Below are 15820 nucleotides of genomic sequence, written 5' to 3' on the forward strand. Positions count from 1 at the left end.
AGAATGCTATGTCAAAAACATTCCTGATAGATACGACTCGATGCACGGCCTGCAGGGGTTGCCAGCTGGCCTGCAAGGAATGGTATGAACTGCCCGCAAACAAGACCTTTCAGACGGGCACGCACCAGAATCCGCCGGACCTCAATCCGAACAACTACAAACTGGTGCGCTTCAGCGAGCACCTTATCGGCGACAAGGTTGAATGGTACTTCTTCCCCGACCAATGCCGCCATTGTCTGAATCCTCCCTGTCAGGGGGCGGCAGACACGCTGATCGAAGGGGCTGTGATTCAGGACGAAGCCACCGGCGCCGTTATCTTCACCGAGAAATCCGCCAAGCTTTCCAAGGATGATTTCGAGTATGTCCGCGAGAGTTGTCCCTACAACATCCCCCGTCGTGACGAGAAGAGCGGCCGCATGGTCAAGTGCGTCATGTGCATAGACCGTGTGCAGGCCGGTATGGTGCCTGCCTGTGTGAAGGTATGCCCCACCGGTACGATGAACTTCGGTGAACGTGACGAGATGCTTGCCCTTGCGGAAAAGCGTCTTGCCAAGGTCAGGGAGACGCATCCCGATGCCATGCTCGCCGACCCCTATGATGTGAACGTGATCTATCTGCTGGGTGACAAGCCCGAGCGCTATCATGAGCATAGCGTTGCCTCGGCTACTCCCATGAACAGGAAAAACCTTTTCGCAACGGTCCGTTCTGCTGTAGGGAACGTCAAAGACGCTGTAAGAAAAGGATGATTCCATCCGGAATCGTATGAGTCTCATGTGAATACGAGGGGGGCTGCCTGAGTACGGGCAGCCTCCCCAACCAAAACAGGAAGAATAGGTACACCATGGATGCTCAGTATCTTGCCAAGCGCAAACCTGCCCCTCAGACTCTTGCCGACATCTGCGAACGCCGTCCTGCTCTGGCCAGCGTGCTCACCATCTTCATTCCTTTGTACACTGCACGCGAAGAGCTGCGCGAATCGTTGCAGCCGCTGGTGTCACCGCTTCCGGAACTGAGCGAGCCCAATGCCGAATTTCTGGCCAATGGTGTGCCTTTGCTGGCCAATGCCGGTTTTGACTGGATAGATGCCGCCTTCAAGAAGGCCGCTCATGATATTTTGCCTCAGCTCGAAGCTGTGGAAGGGCTGCGTGAAGACCTGAAAACCTTTGCGGAAGGGCTTGAGAAAGGCACCCTGATACCTCCAAAACTGACACAGACCTATCTGAGCAGCGATGCCAAGACGCTGGCAACCATGCTTGAGAACCATGCGCAGTCCACGGCTGTGGGCGCGTTCTTGACCCAGCAGATTCTCGGCCCTGTGCTGCAGGCTGCCCGCATGAAGAGTGTAGAACCTGATCTGCAGACATGGCGGCAGGGATATTGCCCTGTGTGCGGTTCTTTCCCGTCAGTGGGCTGTCTCAGCCGGCCCGATCCCGATCAGTCCGAATTTCTCAAGGGCGGCGGCGGACACAAATATCTTCACTGCTCCCTGTGCGGGCACGACTGGCGTTTCCGCCGTGGTGCTTGCCCCGGATGCAGCAACGAAGATCCGGGCGCCATCGAGTACATGCGTGCGAAGGAAAGCCCGTGGGAACGTGTGGAACTCTGCCGCAAGTGCAATACCTACGTCGGGGCGCTGGACCTGCGGGAAACCACGGAAAGCCCGGACCTTGATGCCGCCGCCATAGGGCTCATGCATCTGGATCTTCTTGCCGCTGCAGAGGGGCTGCGCCCTCTGGCTCCTTCTCTCTGGAACACCTTCGATTAACCTGCGGAGGCAGTATGCAGACCATTCGGCGAACCATTCTGCGGTATCGGGAAGGCGGGGCACATGCCTCCGACGATACGATTCTGGCCGAGGCTCCGCTGGAAATCGTGGTGAACGGCGTGCCGTGGGCCGCGCTCATGTGCACCCCCGGTGGTGACGAGGATCTTGCACTTGGCTTCTGCCTCACAGAAGGGCTTATGGCGCCGGGAGAATCCTATGCGATGGAACGTCTGGAACATATGGCCGAAGGCAGCAGAATTCACCTTTCCATCCGCGGAGGGGGCGAGCGGGTGCATACCGTCATGAACGGGCGGGGGCTGCGGACAGGGGCTTCGTGCTGCGGTAACCGCAGCGCCACCTGTGCGGAAGAGCTTATTCGTGCCATTCCCCCCGTTGCCGGTGGTTATCACATTGCTCCGGAACAGCTGCATCATCTGCAGGTGGAATCGGAAGCATGTCAGGCTCTGTTCGGCAGCACGGGGGCTACGCATTTCTGCGCCCTGTATGACAACGAGAGCGAGCTGCTCGCCTATGCCGAAGATGTGGGACGGCATAATGCGCTGGACAAGGCCGCAGGACAGGCCTTCCGGCAGGGCAGGGTGGAGCGTGTGCGGCTGGTGCTGCTTTCGTCCCGCCTGAGCTTCGAGATGGTGCAGAAGTCCATAGCACTGGGGGCGCAGGTCGTTGCGGGTTTTTCTGCCGTAACCAGCAGGGCTGTCGCGCTGGCAGAAGCCTCAGGGGTTACGCTGATCGGTTTTCTGCGACCGCCGCGTATGAACGTGTATACGCATCCCGGCCGGTTGGGGTTGGAGTCGCACGAAGGTTCGTTCCAACAGCAGGGGCTGACAAAATTCACTACGGATATGCCTTCCTGATGCTGCATCTGTGTTACATGTAATAAATTTCACATGGTTTACCGGCTCGCGAAGCTGGTCTATTCTCACGCACCCGGTTTGTGCCATATGGCAGCCGTAACCCAGCTCATTCTGTGGAGACACCCATGACGCAAGGATTCAAGAAAATCGGTGAACATACTTTTGACGAGTTCATCGAGATGGCGACCTTATTCCATAACTATCCCGCGCCGGGTCTTATCCTCGGGGGCTACATGGTTGAGGAAGCCAAGCGCCATATTCCCGAAGGCACTCTCTTCGAGGCCATTTCCGAAACTTCATGGTGTCTGCCGGACGCCATTCAGATGCTTACTCCCTGCACCATCGGCAACGGCTGGGTGCGGGTCATGAATTTCGGCCTGTATGCCATGAGCCTTTTCGACAAGCATACCGGCAAAGGTGTGCGGGTCTGGCTGGATATGCACAAACTTGCGCCCGATTCCGAAATCCGCACATGGTACCTTAAGCTCAAGCCCAAGCATGAGCAGGATTCCGACAGGCTGCTGCAGGAAATAGGCGAAGCAGGGGCAGACATTCTTTCCGTAAGGCCCATTCAGCTGCGGTCCGATCTGCTGGTCAAGCGCAGCAAGGGCGGCATTGGGGAGTGCCCCGTATGTCACGAGGCATACCCCATTGTGCACGGCCCCATCTGCCGTTCCTGCAAAGGTGAGAACCCGTATTATACTAACGCCGGTGATGCGGCCGCAGGTGTCGTCTATCCCTTGCCCAGCGCCATAAAGACCGTTGCGGCGGAAGAGGCCATGGGGCGTGAAGTGGTTCACGACATGACCAGCATAGACCCCGGCAAGAGCAAGGGAGCCGCCTTCCGCAAGGGGCAGGTTTTCGAGGTTGGCGACCTGTGCCGTCTGCAGCACATGGGCCGCAACAATCTCTATATCGAAAGTGGTGAAGTGGGCGAAGAATGGGTGCATGAAGACGACTGCGCCAAGGCTTTTGCCTCTGCCATGTCCGGTGTGGGTGTGGTGATCGATGGTGAACCGCATGAGGGCAAGGTAACGCTCAAGGCCGCACACGACGGCTTGTTCCGCGTGAATACCGATGCGTTGTATGCCTTCAACCTCTGTCCCGGTGTCATGGCCGCAAGCCGCAATGGCTGGACCGTGGTGAAGGAAGGGGCCGAGGTGGCAGGCACCCGCGCCATTCCGCTTTACCTGCAGCGTAACGACTTTGTGCGGGCCATGCAGGTGCTGGATTCGTCAGAAGTGCCTCTCTTCAGCGTGTTGCCGCTGCGCAAGGCCAAGGTGGGAGTTCTCATCACCGGTGATGAAGTGTTCAGCGGCAAGATTGAAGACCGTTTTGAGGAAATCATTCGCAGAAAGGTTACCGCACTCGGCAGCGAGGTACACCGCGCCATTCTCGTGCCGGACAACCGTGAGATGATCCGCGACAACGCCCGTAACTTACTGGACGACGGCTGCAATATCATTATTACCACTGCGGGCCTTTCCGTTGATCCCGACGACGTGACCCGTCACGGACTTGTGGATGCTGGCGCGCACGACATGCTCTATGGCGCGCCGCTGCTGCCCGGAACCATGACGCTGATCGGCAAGATAGGCACCGCGCGTCTTCTCGGTGTGCCTGCCTGTGCGCTCTTCTTCAAGCACACCAGTCTGGACCTGATTCTGCCCCGCCTGCTGGCGGATGTGGATGTTACCCGTGATGATCTTGCCCGCATGGGTGAGGGGGGCATGTGCCTTGGCTGCGCCAACTGCACCTTCCCCAAGTGCCCGTTCGGCAAGTAGAGCAGAGCGACACATACAAAATGAAAAGGCGGCCCGAAAGGACCGCCTTTTTTGATGGAAAGAAACTTGATTAAGCCGTGGCTGGCGCCAACAAACGGATTATCATCGCATACACTGGGTGCAGGGGGATTATCCCCCTGCGCGCCGAAGGCAAATCTTTGGAAATTATTCCTGGCAATCTTTTAGGCGGCCCTTTCGGGCCGCCTTTTGTATTCCTGTCGAGAGGCTGCGTCTATTTGGGGAAGACCAGCGGGAGCAGGTCTTCGATCCGTTCTGCCGTATGCACCTCGATTTTCTTGAGCAGTTCGGCAGGCACATCTTCAAGATCCTTCACGTTCTGGCTGGGAATAATCACGTGGCCAAGGCCACGTGCAACGCCCGCAAGAATCTTTTCCTTTATGCCGCCCACGGGCATGACCCTGCCGCGCAGCGTGATTTCGCCGGTCATGCACAGGTCGCTGTTCACGGGCTTGCCGGAAAGGGCGGATATGAGCGCGGTAACCAGCGTGACACCGGCAGAGGGGCCATCCTTCGGGGTGGCACCCGCAGGCACGTGAATATGGATATCCAGCTTTTCAAGGAAGTCCGGATCAATACCCAGCTGGTCCGCATGGGCCCGCGCATAGCTCATGGCGGCCTGAGCGGATTCCTTCATCACGTCACCGAGCTGGCCGGTAAGGGTGAGCTTGCCCTTGCCCTTCATGGTGGACACTTCGATATGCAGAATCTCTCCGCCGAAGGGAGTCCATGCAAGGCCCATGGCCACGCCGGGGAGCAGTTCCTTTTCCTTTTCCTCGTCAATGTAGCGGGGAATGCCCAGCAGCTTGGGCAGGGTCTTCAGGGTGATTTTGAAGGGACCCTTCTTGCCCTCGGCCTTTTTGCGGGCCAGCTTGCGGCAGATGGAGCCAATCTCGCGTTCAAGGTTACGCAGGCCCGCCTCGCGGGTGTATTCCTGAATGACCTTGGTGACCACGGTGTCCGGGATAATGGTTTCTTCCACGGTCAGGCCGTTTTCCTCGGTCTGGCGGGGGATGAGGTAGCGCCGTGCAATACTCGCCTTTTCCTGCATGGTGTAGCCGGGAATTTGGATGATCTCCATGCGGTCGCGGAGCGGCGCAGGAATGGTATCCAGCTGGTTTGCCGTGCAGATGAACATCACCTTGGAAAGATCGAAAGGCACGTTCAGGTAGTGGTCCGAGAACGAGAAGTTCTGTTCGGGGTCCAGCACTTCCAGCAGGGCGGATGAAGGGTCGCCGCGGAAATCGGAGCCGAGCTTGTCTATCTCGTCCAGCATGATAACGGGGTTGCGGGTACCAAGCTGCTTGATGATCTGGATGATGCGGCCGGGCATGGCACCGATGTAGGTGCGGCGGTGCCCGCGGATTTCGGCCTCATCGCGCATGCCGCCGAGCGACACGCGTGAGAACTTGCGTCCCAATGCGCGTGCGATGGAACGGCCAAGGGAGGTTTTGCCCACGCCGGGAGGGCCCGCAAAGCACAGGATGGGGCCTTTGGACTTGGGATTGAGCTTGCGCACGGACAGGTATTCCAGAATGCGGTCCTTTACCTTCTCAAGGCCGTAATGGTCTTCGTTGAGAATGGTTTCCGCAGTGGGAATATCCAGCCTGTCACGCGAAAGTTTTTTCCATGGCAGTTCGCCCAGCCATTCCAGATAGGTGCGCACAACGGTCGCCTCGGACGCATCGGGATGCATGGAGGCAAGGCGTCGCAACTGTTTGTCCGCTTCCTTGCGCACTTCCTTGGGCAGTCCGGCCTTTTCTATCATGCGGGCCAGTTCCTCGATGTCGTCCTCACCGGAATCGCCTTCGCCCAGCTCGCGGCGTATGGCCTTGAGTTGTTCGCGCAGGTAGTAGTCCTTCTGGGCCTTGTCCATGCCTTCGCGGGCCATGTTCTGTATCTTGGCCTGCATGGCGGCCACTTCCGTCTCTTTCACCAGCTGGTTGTTCACCAGTTGCAGGCGTTCGAGAGGATCGGTGCATTCAAGGATGAGCTGTGCGTCCGTCACCTTCATGCGCAGGTTGGCGGCAATGAGGTCGGCAAGCCTGCCGGGATCGTTCACGCTGTTCAGCACAGACATGATGTCCGAGGTTGCGACTCCGCGCAGCGAGAGAATGCGTTCGCTCTGTTCGCGGGCGGCGCGCATCATGGCTTCCTGCTCGACGGTGAGCATATCCACTTCCGGCTCGTGAAGGGCCTCTACCTCGGCGATCATGTAGGGCGATTCGGAAATGAAGTGCTTTACCCGCGCGCGGCTGATGCCCTGCACAAGCACCTTGAGGCGCCCGTCAGGCATTTTGAGCATGCGCATGATCATGACGACGGTGCCGGTATGGTGCAGGTCGGCAGGGCTGGGGTCTTCTATACCCTCTTCCTTCTGGGTGGCGATCATGAGGTAGCGGCTGCCGTTCAGGGCGGCATCCACTGCCTGTACGGATTTTTCCCGGCCCACAAAAAGGGGCAGGATCATGTAGTTGAAGACTACGATGTCGCGGACGGGAAGCACGGGCAGCTCGGCGGGAAACTCGGGCAGGGCTCCTTCCATGTCGTCGGCAAAGGAGTCGGTTACGGAGTCGTCGGGCGTGCTGTGTTCGGGATTTTCAATATCAGGATCAAGCGTCTTTTTGCTCATTATATGCTCCGTTGGGAAAAGTATGCGTGACGACTAGTATTGAATGGAAAAATCAGGGCAGGGCGGATCGGGTGCCAGTGCATCCGTGCAGGTCACTTGTGCCACCCGGCTGTATGGCGGGCCTTCCCACAGTTTTTCCTGCAACGTGGCAACGGCATCTTCTGTGCCGCAGGCGAGCAGTTCAACAGCTCCGTCAGACCGGTTGCGCACCCACCCTGTAAGGTTGAGCGCACTGGCCGTGCGGACGGTCCAGAACCGGAAACCGACTCCTTGAACCATGCCCTTGACGGAACATCTGCAGGTCTTCATTCAGGTGCCCCCGTTAATTCGGAAGGGCTGCGGCGTTTGTTACACAAGCCCTTCGTCTTTAAGACTGTAAAAGTCGCCTTCGGTGACGATGATATGGTCCAGAACCCGGATGCCCAGTGCCTGTCCGGAGCGGATGATCTGGCGTGTGATCTCCACGTCCGGCGTTGAAGGAACCGGATTGCCGCCCGGATGGTTGTGCACGATGACAAGTGAGCTTGCCTTGTACCCCAGCGCCATTTCCATGAGGTCGCGGGGATAGATCATGGTCGTGTTCACCGTTCCGGTGGAAATGCGTTCCCACGCAAGCAGCCTGTTCTGGTTATCCAGAAACACCGCCCAGAACTCTTCATGCTGCAGCGAACCGAGCCTGAGCCTTGCCATGGCGACGATTTCCGTCGGGCCGGAAAGGGTGGCTCGTTCCCTGACAGGAGATTCAAGGCACCGTGTCATGAGTTCCCGGAGCAGCAGCCACTGGTTTTCCAGAGACTGGCCAAAGCCGGTTACGGCACGAAGCTCCGCAGGGCGGGCATGAAGCACACCGTGCAGGGTTTTGAATCTCGACAGCAGTTCCTTGGCCAGCGGTTTGGTATCGCACCGGGTGAGCACGGTACCGAGCACCAGTTCCAGAATTTCATAATCCGCAAGTTGGCGCGGATCTTTTTTGAGTTTCTGGCGCAGGCGCTCCCTGTGGCCATGAAAATGCGGTTTGCTGTCCATAATAAGTAATATTTAGCGTGAAGCAAGCTGAAATACGAGAGAAAAATAGCCTTACGGAAAGATTGGGAGGGAAAAACTAACGTCTATAAGCAGTTTGAGCGTGTTGGGGACGCTGATGAGCGGCTTTGGGGCTGCCAAATAAGGCAATAAGACCCGCAACAAGCATTTCCATGGCTTGTTCCGGCTTTCGCTCGCCGGTTTTAATGCCTTTTTCAGCTTCAAGGGCGAGATCCCATATCCGTGCAATTCGTCCACGTCCCATGGAAGCGGCAAGCCGTTCCTTGTTCTGTTTGACATTGCCGGGCAGAAAGACCTGTTCACCGGCCAGCAATTGCCACAGAATGCGAGCCTCGCGCAGCAACATGGCAAGAAATTTGAAGATTCCGTCCTCGCCTGTGGCGTGACCCTGCACTACCTTGCTCCATACCTTATCCGGCGCGTTGCCGGTTTGCAGGGCATTGATGAAAGCGAAGATGTCCATTTCGGTTTCCTGCGCAATCTCCGAGGCAAGTTCCGGTGTTATGGCTGCGCTGTCCCCTGCGGCAAGGGCCAGCTTTTCCAGTTCCCGCGTGGCTGCCGTGGCGTCGGAAGGAAGGTTCTGGGCCAGCATCTGCAGTGCCTGCGGGGGAATGGTGATGGCATTCTTTGCGGCCCAGCCGGTGACAAAGTCGCGCATGTCACGCGGGGAGAGCCCTGCCGATTCCCATATCCAGCCCTTTTTTTCGGCAAACCCCCAGCATTTGAGACCGGTTATGGCCTTGGCGACCTTGGCCTTGCCCTTTTCAAACGGTACTTCAAGGCAGAGAAAGGGCCATGCGAGCGGGTTGAAACTGCCCAGCGCCTGGCTCAGTTTTTTCCAGTCATCGGTGGAAAGGTTCTGGGCGTTGCGAACGACCAGAGATTTGGGCGAGGCAAAGAGCCCCTGCAGGGTCAGGTTTTCCCAGAAAACGGGAGGCAGGCCTTCATCACCCCAATAGACGTGCCGCTGCCATTGGCCTTCGGCTGCAGGATTGGCGTTGAGCAGGGACTCTATATGGTCCTTGATGAGCTGTGCATCGGGGCAGGTGCAGATGGTGAATCCGGGTCTGGACATGGGCTCTTTATGCTGCTTGAGGTTGGGACATGAAAAATGGCCTGAAAGACGAAGCTTTCAGGCCATGTATATACGATGGGTGGCCGGGGGTCCATACGCTATTGGCCATCCGCGCAGGACTAGAAGTTGTGCCTCATGCGGTCGCAGACGCGCTGGACAAGAAGCAGGGCGAGTTCCGATCCGGCCTCCTGCTCATTCTTTGCGTCATAGGTCCGCGAGAGCGACTCCTTGCCGGAGCGCCACACTACGGCGTTTTTAGCGCCGCTGTAGACAATGGCCTCGAACGAGAGCGATGCCGAATAAATCAGCGTTACGTCGTCCGTGTTCTGCATGTGGCTGCGCAGCCTGAACTCGTTGATCACGATGCGCATGGTGTAGTCGGACGGGCTTGAATCCACCCACCGGGCCAGATTGCGCTTGTGAATCTCGTCCCGCATGAGCGAACGGAGTCTGGGCGGCAACCATGCATACATGGTGGGGTTTTCCACCGATCCCATGCGGACGGTGGCTTTGGAGCTGCCGAAAATCCCCTTTTCCTTGCCCGCCAGTGTGTAGCCGCATCCGGAGAGCAGCACCGTTGCGGTGAGGACAAGAAGGAGAAGGCGGGCTACGCCGACAACACTGTTTCTGCTAGTTGGCAACCACATTCACGAGTTTCCCGGGAATGACGATGACCTTGCGGACGGTCAGGTCTTCCACATGCTTGGCAACGTTTTCATCATTGAGCGCGAGCGTCTTCACCGCTTCCTGATCGGCGTCGGCGGGCACTTCAAGCCGCGCGCGGACTTTGCCGTTCACCTGCACCACAACGGTGACAACATCCTTAACCATGGCTTCTTCATTGTACGTGGGCCATGGAGCAAAGGCCAGACGGGTATCATGACCGATGGCCTGCCACAGCTCTTCACACAGGTGAGGAGTCATGGGTGCCATGAGCGCCAGTACCGTGGACACGGCGGAAGAGAGAACGATGCGGCCGTTTTCGTCTTCGCGCAGTTTGTCCTTGGCGAGGTAGAGGTCGTTTACCAGCTCCATGACTGCCGCAATGGCGGTATTGAACTGGAAGCGCTGGCGGATGTCTTCACCGGCCTTCTTGGCGGCGGTGTGTTCCTTGTTGCGGATGCCCTTGGCTTCTTCGCTGGTGCAATGGGCTGCGGTGGAGGAGCAGGGAGCAACAGCGGAAAGCACGTCCATCTGTTCTTCCACAAGACGCCATATGCGTTTGACAAAGCGGTTGGCACCTTCGATACCGGTATCGGACCAGTCGAAATCGCGTTCCGGCGGTGCGGCAAAGAGGCAGAACAGGCGCACGGTATCGGCACCGTAACGGGCGATCATTTCAGTGGGATCTACCACGTTGCCCTTGGACTTGGACATCTTTGCGCCGTCCATCAGCACCATGCCCTGTGTGAGCAGGTTTTTGAACGGCTCGTCAAAGTTAAGGAAACCGCAGTCGCGCAGCGCCTTGGTAAAGAAGCGGGAGTAGAGCAGATGCAGAATGGCATGCTCAACGCCGCCGATGTACTGGTCAACGGGTGCCCAGTAGGAAAGGGCGTCGGGCGTGAAGGGGGCATTGTCCTGACGGGCATCGGTATAGCGCGCGTAGTACCACGAAGATTCCACGAAGGTATCCATGGTATCGGTTTCGCGGCGTGCCTTCTGTCCGCATTTGGGACAGGTGCACTCGTAGAAATCGGGCGTGTCACCGAGGGGCGAACGGCCGTCGGGATGGGTCTGCACTTCCAGCGGCAGCACGATGGGAAGGTTCTCTTCCTTTTCGGGAACAATGCCGCAGGTATCGCAGTACACCATGGGAATGGGGCTGCCCCAGTAACGCTGACGGGAAATGTTCCAGTCGCGCAGGCGGTAGTTGGTGGTGCGCTTGCCGCGGTTGTTATCCTGCAGCCAGTCGGCCACGAGGGCCTTGCCTTCTTCATTGGGGGTGCCGTCGAACTGGCCGGAATTCACCATCACGCCGTTGGCGGTAAAGGCTTCTTCCATGCTGGCGGTGTCGAGGCTCTGACCTTCGGGCTGAATGACAACCTGCATGGGCAGATTGTACTTGCGTGCAAATTCGAAATCGCGCTGGTCATGGGCGGGAACAGCCATGACTGCGCCCGTGCCGTAGCTGGCCAGAACGAAGTTGGCCACATAGACCGGCACCTTGGCACCGTTGAGCGGATTGATGCAGTAGGCACCGGTGAAGACGCCTTCCTTCTCGAGCGTGTCGGAAGTGCGCTCAATGCGGTCCATGTTGCGGATGCGCTCTACAAAGGCGTGTACTTCTTCTGCCTGGGGCTTGTCCGCAATGAGCTTTTCCACCAGCGGATGTTCGGGGGCAAGGCTCATGAAGGTCACGCCGAACACGGTGTCGGGGCGGGTGGTGAACACGGTGATGGAGTCATCACTGTTTTCAATGTCGAAGGTGATCTCCGCGCCCACGGACTTGCCGATCCAGTTTTCCTGCATGGATATGACGCGGTCCGGCCAGCCACCCTTGAGCTTGTCGAGGTCTGCCAGCAGTTCTTCGGCATAATCCGTGATTTTCAGGAACCACTGGGCCAGATCCTTCTGCTCGACGATGCTGTCGCAGCGCCAGCACTTGCCGTCTTCCACCTGTTCGTTGGCAAGCACGGTGTTGCAGGTGGGGCACCAGTTCTGGGGCTGCTGCTTGCGATAGAGCAGGCCCTTTTCGTAAAATTTGAGAATGAACAGCTGTTCCCAGCGGTAGTATTCGCGGTCGCAGGTGGCCAGTTCACGGCGCCAGTCGTAGGAATAGCCGAGACGCTTGAGCTGGGCACGCATGTTGTCGATGTTTGCGTACGTCCACTTGGCGGGGTGAATGTTGTTCTTGATGGCGGCGTTTTCAGCGGGTAGGCCGAATGCGTCCCAGCCCATGGGGTGCATTACGTTGCAGCCCTGCATGCGCTTGAAGCGTGCCACCACGTCGCCGATGGAATAGTTGCGGACGTGGCCCATGTGGATGTTGCCCGAAGGATACGGGAACATTTCCAGCACGTAGTACTTTTCCTTGTCCGAGGTGTGATCGGTATGGAAATCGCCGTTTTCTGCCCAAATGCGCTGCCATTTGGTTTCTATGGCCTGCGGATCGTACTTCATTCCCAACAATTCCTTTTATGTTGCTCATGTTCACCGCCCGTATGGACGGCTCGCGGAAATATCTTCTGACAGTTCAGGTCGCTTTCGGCCAGCTCCGGTCGCTTTGGGCAGTCCCTGCGCAAAAGCGGTGTGAGGCCCGGCTTGAGCATTCCGCCGGTTTGAGCGGACGGATGGCCAATGCAGCCGGTCGTTATCGGCCGTTTCCGGTCGTGCGCCGGAAATGCGCCCATCTGCAAGCCTGATGATGCTTTGCCGATGGCGGCCGTGCAGTTGCCCGAACGACTCTATGCCTTACCTCAGCAAGGCCGGTTCTATCAAGCATTTGCCGCTCTACAATCGGCCTATGAAGACCGGTAAAGCGGCAAATGACGTGCGGCCGGAACCGCAACCACCCGGACAGGCCGGGTGGTTGTGAAAGCTAGACAGTGCGGGGCGTGAGAGTTCCGTCCTGCAGGGCTTTGGCCGCGGCATCGAGAATGCCGTTCACAAAGTTGCGGGATTTGTCGTCGCCGAACTGTTTTGAAAGCTCGATTGCTTCGTTGATGGCCACTTTGGGCGGCACATCCTGACGGTGCAGCATTTCATATACCGCCAGCCGGAGCAGGGTGATTTCTATTTTGCCGATGCGCTCAACCCGCCAGTTCTTGGCAAATCTGGCGATAACTTCGTCGAGTGCGCGGTGGTTGCTCCACACGCCTTCGATAAGTTCCCAGGCAAAGCCTTCAGGATGGGCAGGGTCGATATTCTTGTCGGCATTGTCCGGTGAACCGGCGTACGTCTCGGCCAGTGCTTCAATTGTCTGCACCGGAGAGAAGTTCAGGCCGTAGAGAATCTGAAAGGCCTGAGCGCGCGCCAGTCTGCGCGGAGGAGTTTTTTCCTTGGACATGGGTTAGATTTGCTCCAGAACGCGGAAGGTTTCCAGCATGGCGGAAGCCGCTTCCACACCCTTGTTGCCACCCTTGGAACCGGCACGTTCAATAGCCTGATCCAGAGTGTCACAGGTGAGCAGGCCAAAGCCTACAGGCAGGTTGAATTCGAGAGAAACCTGCGCGAGGCCCTTGGCGGCTTCGTTGCAGACGAAATCGAAGTGGGGGGTTGCACCGCGGATAACTGCGCCGAGGGCCACGATGCCGTCGTATTTGCCGGAAGCGGCGAGCTTCTTGGCGGCAATGGGCATTTCAAAGGCGCCGGGCAGGCGGACGATGGTCATGTCTTCGCGGGAAGCGCCGTGGCGCGCGAGGTAATCAACCGCACCGCCGACCAGACGGTCTACAATAAAATCGTTGAAGCGGGTGGCGATGATGGCGACCTTCATCCCCTTTGCATCAAACTGGCCTTCAATGGTCTTCACATGCAGCATGCTGTATTCTCCTTGATCAGGGCAGTGCCCTGCGAAACGTCGATCATTCAGTATAGAACACGCTCCCCGACCCTGAAAAGCATTAAATCAGGGTAGGGGAGCATAAAGTTTAGCCTGTTCAATCCGTTGCCGTGCGCGCAGGGGAAATCCCCTGTATCCGCAGTGCTCAATGGAGAGCCGGAACGGATGCCTGCTTACTGCGCGTTCTTGTCGTCAAGATGTTCCAGCATGTGGCCCATCTTGTCTTTCTTGGTGCGCAGGTAGTCGGCGTTGTATTGGCAGGCGTCCATCTCGATGGGGATACGCTCCACCACTTCGATGCCGTAGCCTTCAATGCCGACAATCTTTTTGGGGTTGTTGGTCATCATGCGCATCTTGCGAACGCCGAGGTCCACCAGCATCTGAGCGCCGATGCCGTAGTCGCGCAAGTCGGCCTTGAAGCCAAGCTTCTTGTTCGCTTCCACGGTGTCGTAGCCCTGATCCTGCAGCGCGTAGGCCTTGATCTTGTTGGCAAGGCCGATGCCGCGTCCTTCCTGACGCATGTAGAGGATCACGCCTTTGCCTTCCTGTGCGATGGCGCACATGGCATTGGCGAGCTGGTCGCCGCAGTCGCAGCGCACGGAACCGAGCACGTCGCCGGTGAGGCATTCGCTGTGCACGCGCACCATGACGGGATCGTCGCCCTTGATGTCGCCCTTCACCAGCGCAATGTGGGTGGCGGGTTCCAGCTCGTTTTCGTATGCAATCACCTTGAATTCACCGTACTTGGTGGGCATCTTGGCTTCTGCGACACGCTTGACGGAAAGCTGGTCGGGCTGCATGCGGTAGCGGATGAGATCGCGGATGGTGGCGATCTTCATGTCATGCTTCTTGGCAAACTCGATAAGGTCGGGCATGCGGGCCATTTCGCCGTCGTCTTTCATGATTTCGCAGATGACGGCAGCAGGCTTCAGACCGGCAAGGCGGGACAGGTCCACGGAGCCTTCGGTCTGGCCGGCGCGGACGAGAACGCCGCCCTTCTGGGCGCGCAGGGGGAAGATGTGGCCGGGGGTGACAAGATCTTCCGGCTTCACGTCGTCCTTGACGGCGGTAAGAATGGTGGTTGCGCGGTCGCCGGCGGAAATGCCGGTGGTAACTCCGTTACGGGCTTCGATGGATACGGTGAAGTTGGTGCCGAATTTGGACCCGTTGCGGCGTGCCATGAGCGGCAGCTGCAGCTTGTCCACCCAGTCGGGGGCCAGCGCAAGGCAGATGAGGCCGCGTCCGTGCACGGCCATGAAGTTGATCACTTCAGGGGTGACGTGTTCGGCGGCGATGGTGAGGTCGCCTTCGTTTTCCCTGTCTTCATCATCGACCAGAATAAGCATCCGGCCCTTGCGAATCTCTTCAATGGCCTCTTCGGCAGTGCAAATGGGCATGTTCGTACCTCTTGAATGTTTCTCAGGGCGGCCCGCATCAGTCTGCGTGACCCCTGCTGAACGCTTAAAATCCGTGCTTGCGCAGAAATTCTTCCGTAATCACGCCGGAAGCGGCTTTGGGGGCGGCAGGTTTGCCCTGCCACGCGCCCAGCATGCGCTGGACATATTTGCCGATGACATCCGTTTCCAGATTGACCCGGTAGCCCGGTTTCCACTCGGAAATGGTAGTCACCTTCTGCGTTTCGGGAATGATGTTCACTTCCAGAAAATCAGGGCCGCAATCATTGATCGTAAGACTGATGCCGTCAAGTGCTACGGAGCCCTTCGTGATAATTTGTGCTCCGAATTCGGCAGGAAAACTCAGCCTGTAAACGCGGGAAAGACCTGCCGGACGTACAGAAGCCACGCTTGCAACACAGTCCACGTGTCCGCTCACGATATGCCCGCCGAGACGGTCGCCCATGGCGAGCGCGCGTTCAAGGTTTACACGGCTGCCACTCTTGAGGTCGCCGAGGTTGGTCAGGCGCATGCTTTCCGCAGAGGCGTAGACGGTAAACCAGTCAGCACCAAAGGTTTCCACAGTCAGGCACACACCGTTCGTGGCGATGGATTCGCCGAGTACAATGTCTGTGAGCTGGCAGAGCGGGCGTATGGTCAGGCGGGTTTCGCTTCCCATATTCTGTACGGACCGGATTTCTCCCTGTCCGAGAATGAGTCCTGTGAACATAA

15 protein-coding genes are annotated in these 15820 nt (G+C 58.0%); 5 read left to right on the top strand and 10 right to left on the bottom strand.

All coding sequences use genetic code 11. From position 1 onward, the window contains the following. The first annotated feature begins 8 nt into the window (after window positions 1-8). The 4 genes from HUV30_RS08380 (at window position 9) to HUV30_RS08395 (ending at window position 4424) form a co-directional block, all read left to right on the top strand. Window positions 9-746, top strand: a complete 738-nt coding sequence (locus HUV30_RS08380) for a 4Fe-4S dicluster domain-containing protein (protein WP_174404989.1) — start codon at window positions 9-11, stop codon at window positions 744-746. A gap of 95 nt (window positions 747-841) precedes the next feature. Then, window positions 842-1765 (top strand): formate dehydrogenase accessory protein FdhE, encoded by a 924-nt coding sequence (locus tag HUV30_RS08385; protein ID WP_174404990.1) that lies wholly within the window; start codon window positions 842-844, stop codon window positions 1763-1765. Window positions 1766-1779: 14 nt separating this feature from the next. Continuing rightward, window positions 1780-2640 (top strand): formate dehydrogenase accessory sulfurtransferase FdhD, encoded by an 861-nt coding sequence (fdhD, locus tag HUV30_RS08390; protein ID WP_174404991.1) that lies wholly within the window; start codon window positions 1780-1782, stop codon window positions 2638-2640. A gap of 125 nt (window positions 2641-2765) precedes the next feature. Next, window positions 2766-4424 (top strand): FmdE family protein, encoded by a 1659-nt coding sequence (locus HUV30_RS08395; protein ID WP_174404992.1) that lies wholly within the window; start codon window positions 2766-2768, stop codon window positions 4422-4424. Window positions 4425-4656: 232 nt separating this feature from the next. Here HUV30_RS08395 and lon read toward each other — a convergent pair whose 3' ends face one another. The 6 genes from lon to leuS form a co-directional block, all read right to left on the bottom strand. After that, window positions 4657-7074, bottom strand: coding sequence for an endopeptidase La (gene lon / locus HUV30_RS08400; RefSeq protein ID WP_174404993.1), 2418 nt, complete (start codon window positions 7072-7074; stop codon window positions 4657-4659). Window positions 7075-7107: 33 nt separating this feature from the next. Then, the gene (locus HUV30_RS08405) at window positions 7108-7383 is read right to left on the bottom strand and encodes an acylphosphatase (protein WP_174404994.1); all 276 of its coding nucleotides are present in this window, start codon (window positions 7381-7383) and stop codon (window positions 7108-7110) included. Window positions 7384-7422: 39 nt separating this feature from the next. Next, a complete protein-coding gene (gene radC / locus HUV30_RS08410) occupies window positions 7423-8100 on the bottom strand; it encodes a RadC family protein (RefSeq protein WP_174404995.1) in 678 nt (225 codons plus the stop codon). 76 nt (window positions 8101-8176) lie between these two features. After that, window positions 8177-9193: a DNA polymerase III subunit delta gene (gene holA / locus HUV30_RS08415; protein ID WP_174404996.1), complete on the bottom strand. Its 1017-nt coding sequence runs from the start codon at window positions 9191-9193 to the stop codon at window positions 8177-8179. Between the two features lie 119 nt (window positions 9194-9312). After that, complete coding sequence (gene lptE / locus HUV30_RS08420) at window positions 9313-9840, bottom strand: LPS assembly lipoprotein LptE (protein ID WP_174404997.1); 528 nt, start codon at window positions 9838-9840, stop codon at window positions 9313-9315. After that, complete coding sequence (leuS, locus tag HUV30_RS08425; RefSeq protein ID WP_174404998.1) at window positions 9824-12313, bottom strand: leucine--tRNA ligase; 2490 nt, start codon at window positions 12311-12313, stop codon at window positions 9824-9826. The genes lptE and leuS overlap by 17 nt, the downstream gene beginning before the upstream one ends. A 177-nt stretch (window positions 12314-12490) precedes the next feature. Here leuS and HUV30_RS08430 point away from each other — a divergent pair, with 177 nt between their 5' ends. Continuing rightward, window positions 12491-12670 (top strand): hypothetical protein, encoded by a 180-nt coding sequence (locus HUV30_RS08430; protein WP_174404999.1) that lies wholly within the window; start codon window positions 12491-12493, stop codon window positions 12668-12670. A gap of 61 nt (window positions 12671-12731) precedes the next feature. On the opposite strand, the gene nusB is transcribed toward HUV30_RS08430, so the two are convergent. The 4 genes from nusB to HUV30_RS08450 all read right to left on the bottom strand — a co-directional run bounded on the left by nusB (window position 12732) and on the right by HUV30_RS08450 (window position 15818). After that, window positions 12732-13199: a transcription antitermination factor NusB gene (gene nusB, locus HUV30_RS08435; protein WP_174405000.1), complete on the bottom strand. Its 468-nt coding sequence runs from the start codon at window positions 13197-13199 to the stop codon at window positions 12732-12734. A 3-nt stretch (window positions 13200-13202) separates the two neighbouring features. Beyond that, window positions 13203-13673 (bottom strand): 6,7-dimethyl-8-ribityllumazine synthase, encoded by a 471-nt coding sequence (ribH, locus tag HUV30_RS08440; protein WP_174405001.1) that lies wholly within the window; start codon window positions 13671-13673, stop codon window positions 13203-13205. Window positions 13674-13867: 194 nt separating this feature from the next. Next, a complete protein-coding gene (locus tag HUV30_RS08445; protein ID WP_174405002.1) occupies window positions 13868-15091 on the bottom strand; it encodes a bifunctional 3,4-dihydroxy-2-butanone-4-phosphate synthase/GTP cyclohydrolase II in 1224 nt (407 codons plus the stop codon). A 64-nt stretch (window positions 15092-15155) separates the two neighbouring features. Next, window positions 15156-15818, bottom strand: a complete 663-nt coding sequence (locus HUV30_RS08450) for a riboflavin synthase (RefSeq protein ID WP_174405003.1) — start codon at window positions 15816-15818, stop codon at window positions 15156-15158. Between the last annotated feature and the right edge of the window lie 2 nt (window positions 15819-15820).

Origin of the sequence: Desulfovibrio subterraneus (assembly GCF_013340285.1) — a bacterium.
Lineage (GTDB): Bacteria > Desulfobacterota > Desulfovibrionia > Desulfovibrionales > Desulfovibrionaceae > Halodesulfovibrio > Halodesulfovibrio subterraneus.

What these genes read in the sequence shown, in the direction of transcription:
- HUV30_RS08430 (WP_174404999.1), top strand. Translation starts at nt 12,491, where the DNA reads ATGCAGCCGGTCGTTATCGGCCGTTTCCGGTCGTGCGCCGGAAATGCG.
- HUV30_RS08385 (WP_174404990.1), top strand. Translation starts at nt 842, where the DNA reads ATGGATGCTCAGTATCTTGCCAAGCGCAAACCTGCCCCTCAGACTCTT.
- ribH (WP_174405001.1), bottom strand. Translation starts at nt 13,673, where the DNA reads ATGCTGCATGTGAAGACCATTGAAGGCCAGTTTGATGCAAAGGGGATG.
- lptE (WP_174404997.1), bottom strand. Translation starts at nt 9,840, where the DNA reads ATGTGGTTGCCAACTAGCAGAAACAGTGTTGTCGGCGTAGCCCGCCTT.
- HUV30_RS08450 (WP_174405003.1), bottom strand. Translation starts at nt 15,818, where the DNA reads ATGTTCACAGGACTCATTCTCGGACAGGGAGAAATCCGGTCCGTACAG.
- HUV30_RS08445 (WP_174405002.1), bottom strand. Translation starts at nt 15,091, where the DNA reads ATGCCCATTTGCACTGCCGAAGAGGCCATTGAAGAGATTCGCAAGGGC.
- fdhD (WP_174404991.1), top strand. Translation starts at nt 1,780, where the DNA reads ATGCAGACCATTCGGCGAACCATTCTGCGGTATCGGGAAGGCGGGGCA.
- nusB (WP_174405000.1), bottom strand. Translation starts at nt 13,199, where the DNA reads ATGTCCAAGGAAAAAACTCCTCCGCGCAGACTGGCGCGCGCTCAGGCC.
- holA (WP_174404996.1), bottom strand. Translation starts at nt 9,193, where the DNA reads ATGTCCAGACCCGGATTCACCATCTGCACCTGCCCCGATGCACAGCTC.
- lon (WP_174404993.1), bottom strand. Translation starts at nt 7,074, where the DNA reads ATGAGCAAAAAGACGCTTGATCCTGATATTGAAAATCCCGAACACAGC.
- HUV30_RS08405 (WP_174404994.1), bottom strand. Translation starts at nt 7,383, where the DNA reads ATGAAGACCTGCAGATGTTCCGTCAAGGGCATGGTTCAAGGAGTCGGT.
- leuS (WP_174404998.1), bottom strand. Translation starts at nt 12,313, where the DNA reads ATGAAGTACGATCCGCAGGCCATAGAAACCAAATGGCAGCGCATTTGG.
- HUV30_RS08380 (WP_174404989.1), top strand. Translation starts at nt 9, where the DNA reads ATGTCAAAAACATTCCTGATAGATACGACTCGATGCACGGCCTGCAGG.
- HUV30_RS08395 (WP_174404992.1), top strand. Translation starts at nt 2,766, where the DNA reads ATGACGCAAGGATTCAAGAAAATCGGTGAACATACTTTTGACGAGTTC.
- radC (WP_174404995.1), bottom strand. Translation starts at nt 8,100, where the DNA reads ATGGACAGCAAACCGCATTTTCATGGCCACAGGGAGCGCCTGCGCCAG.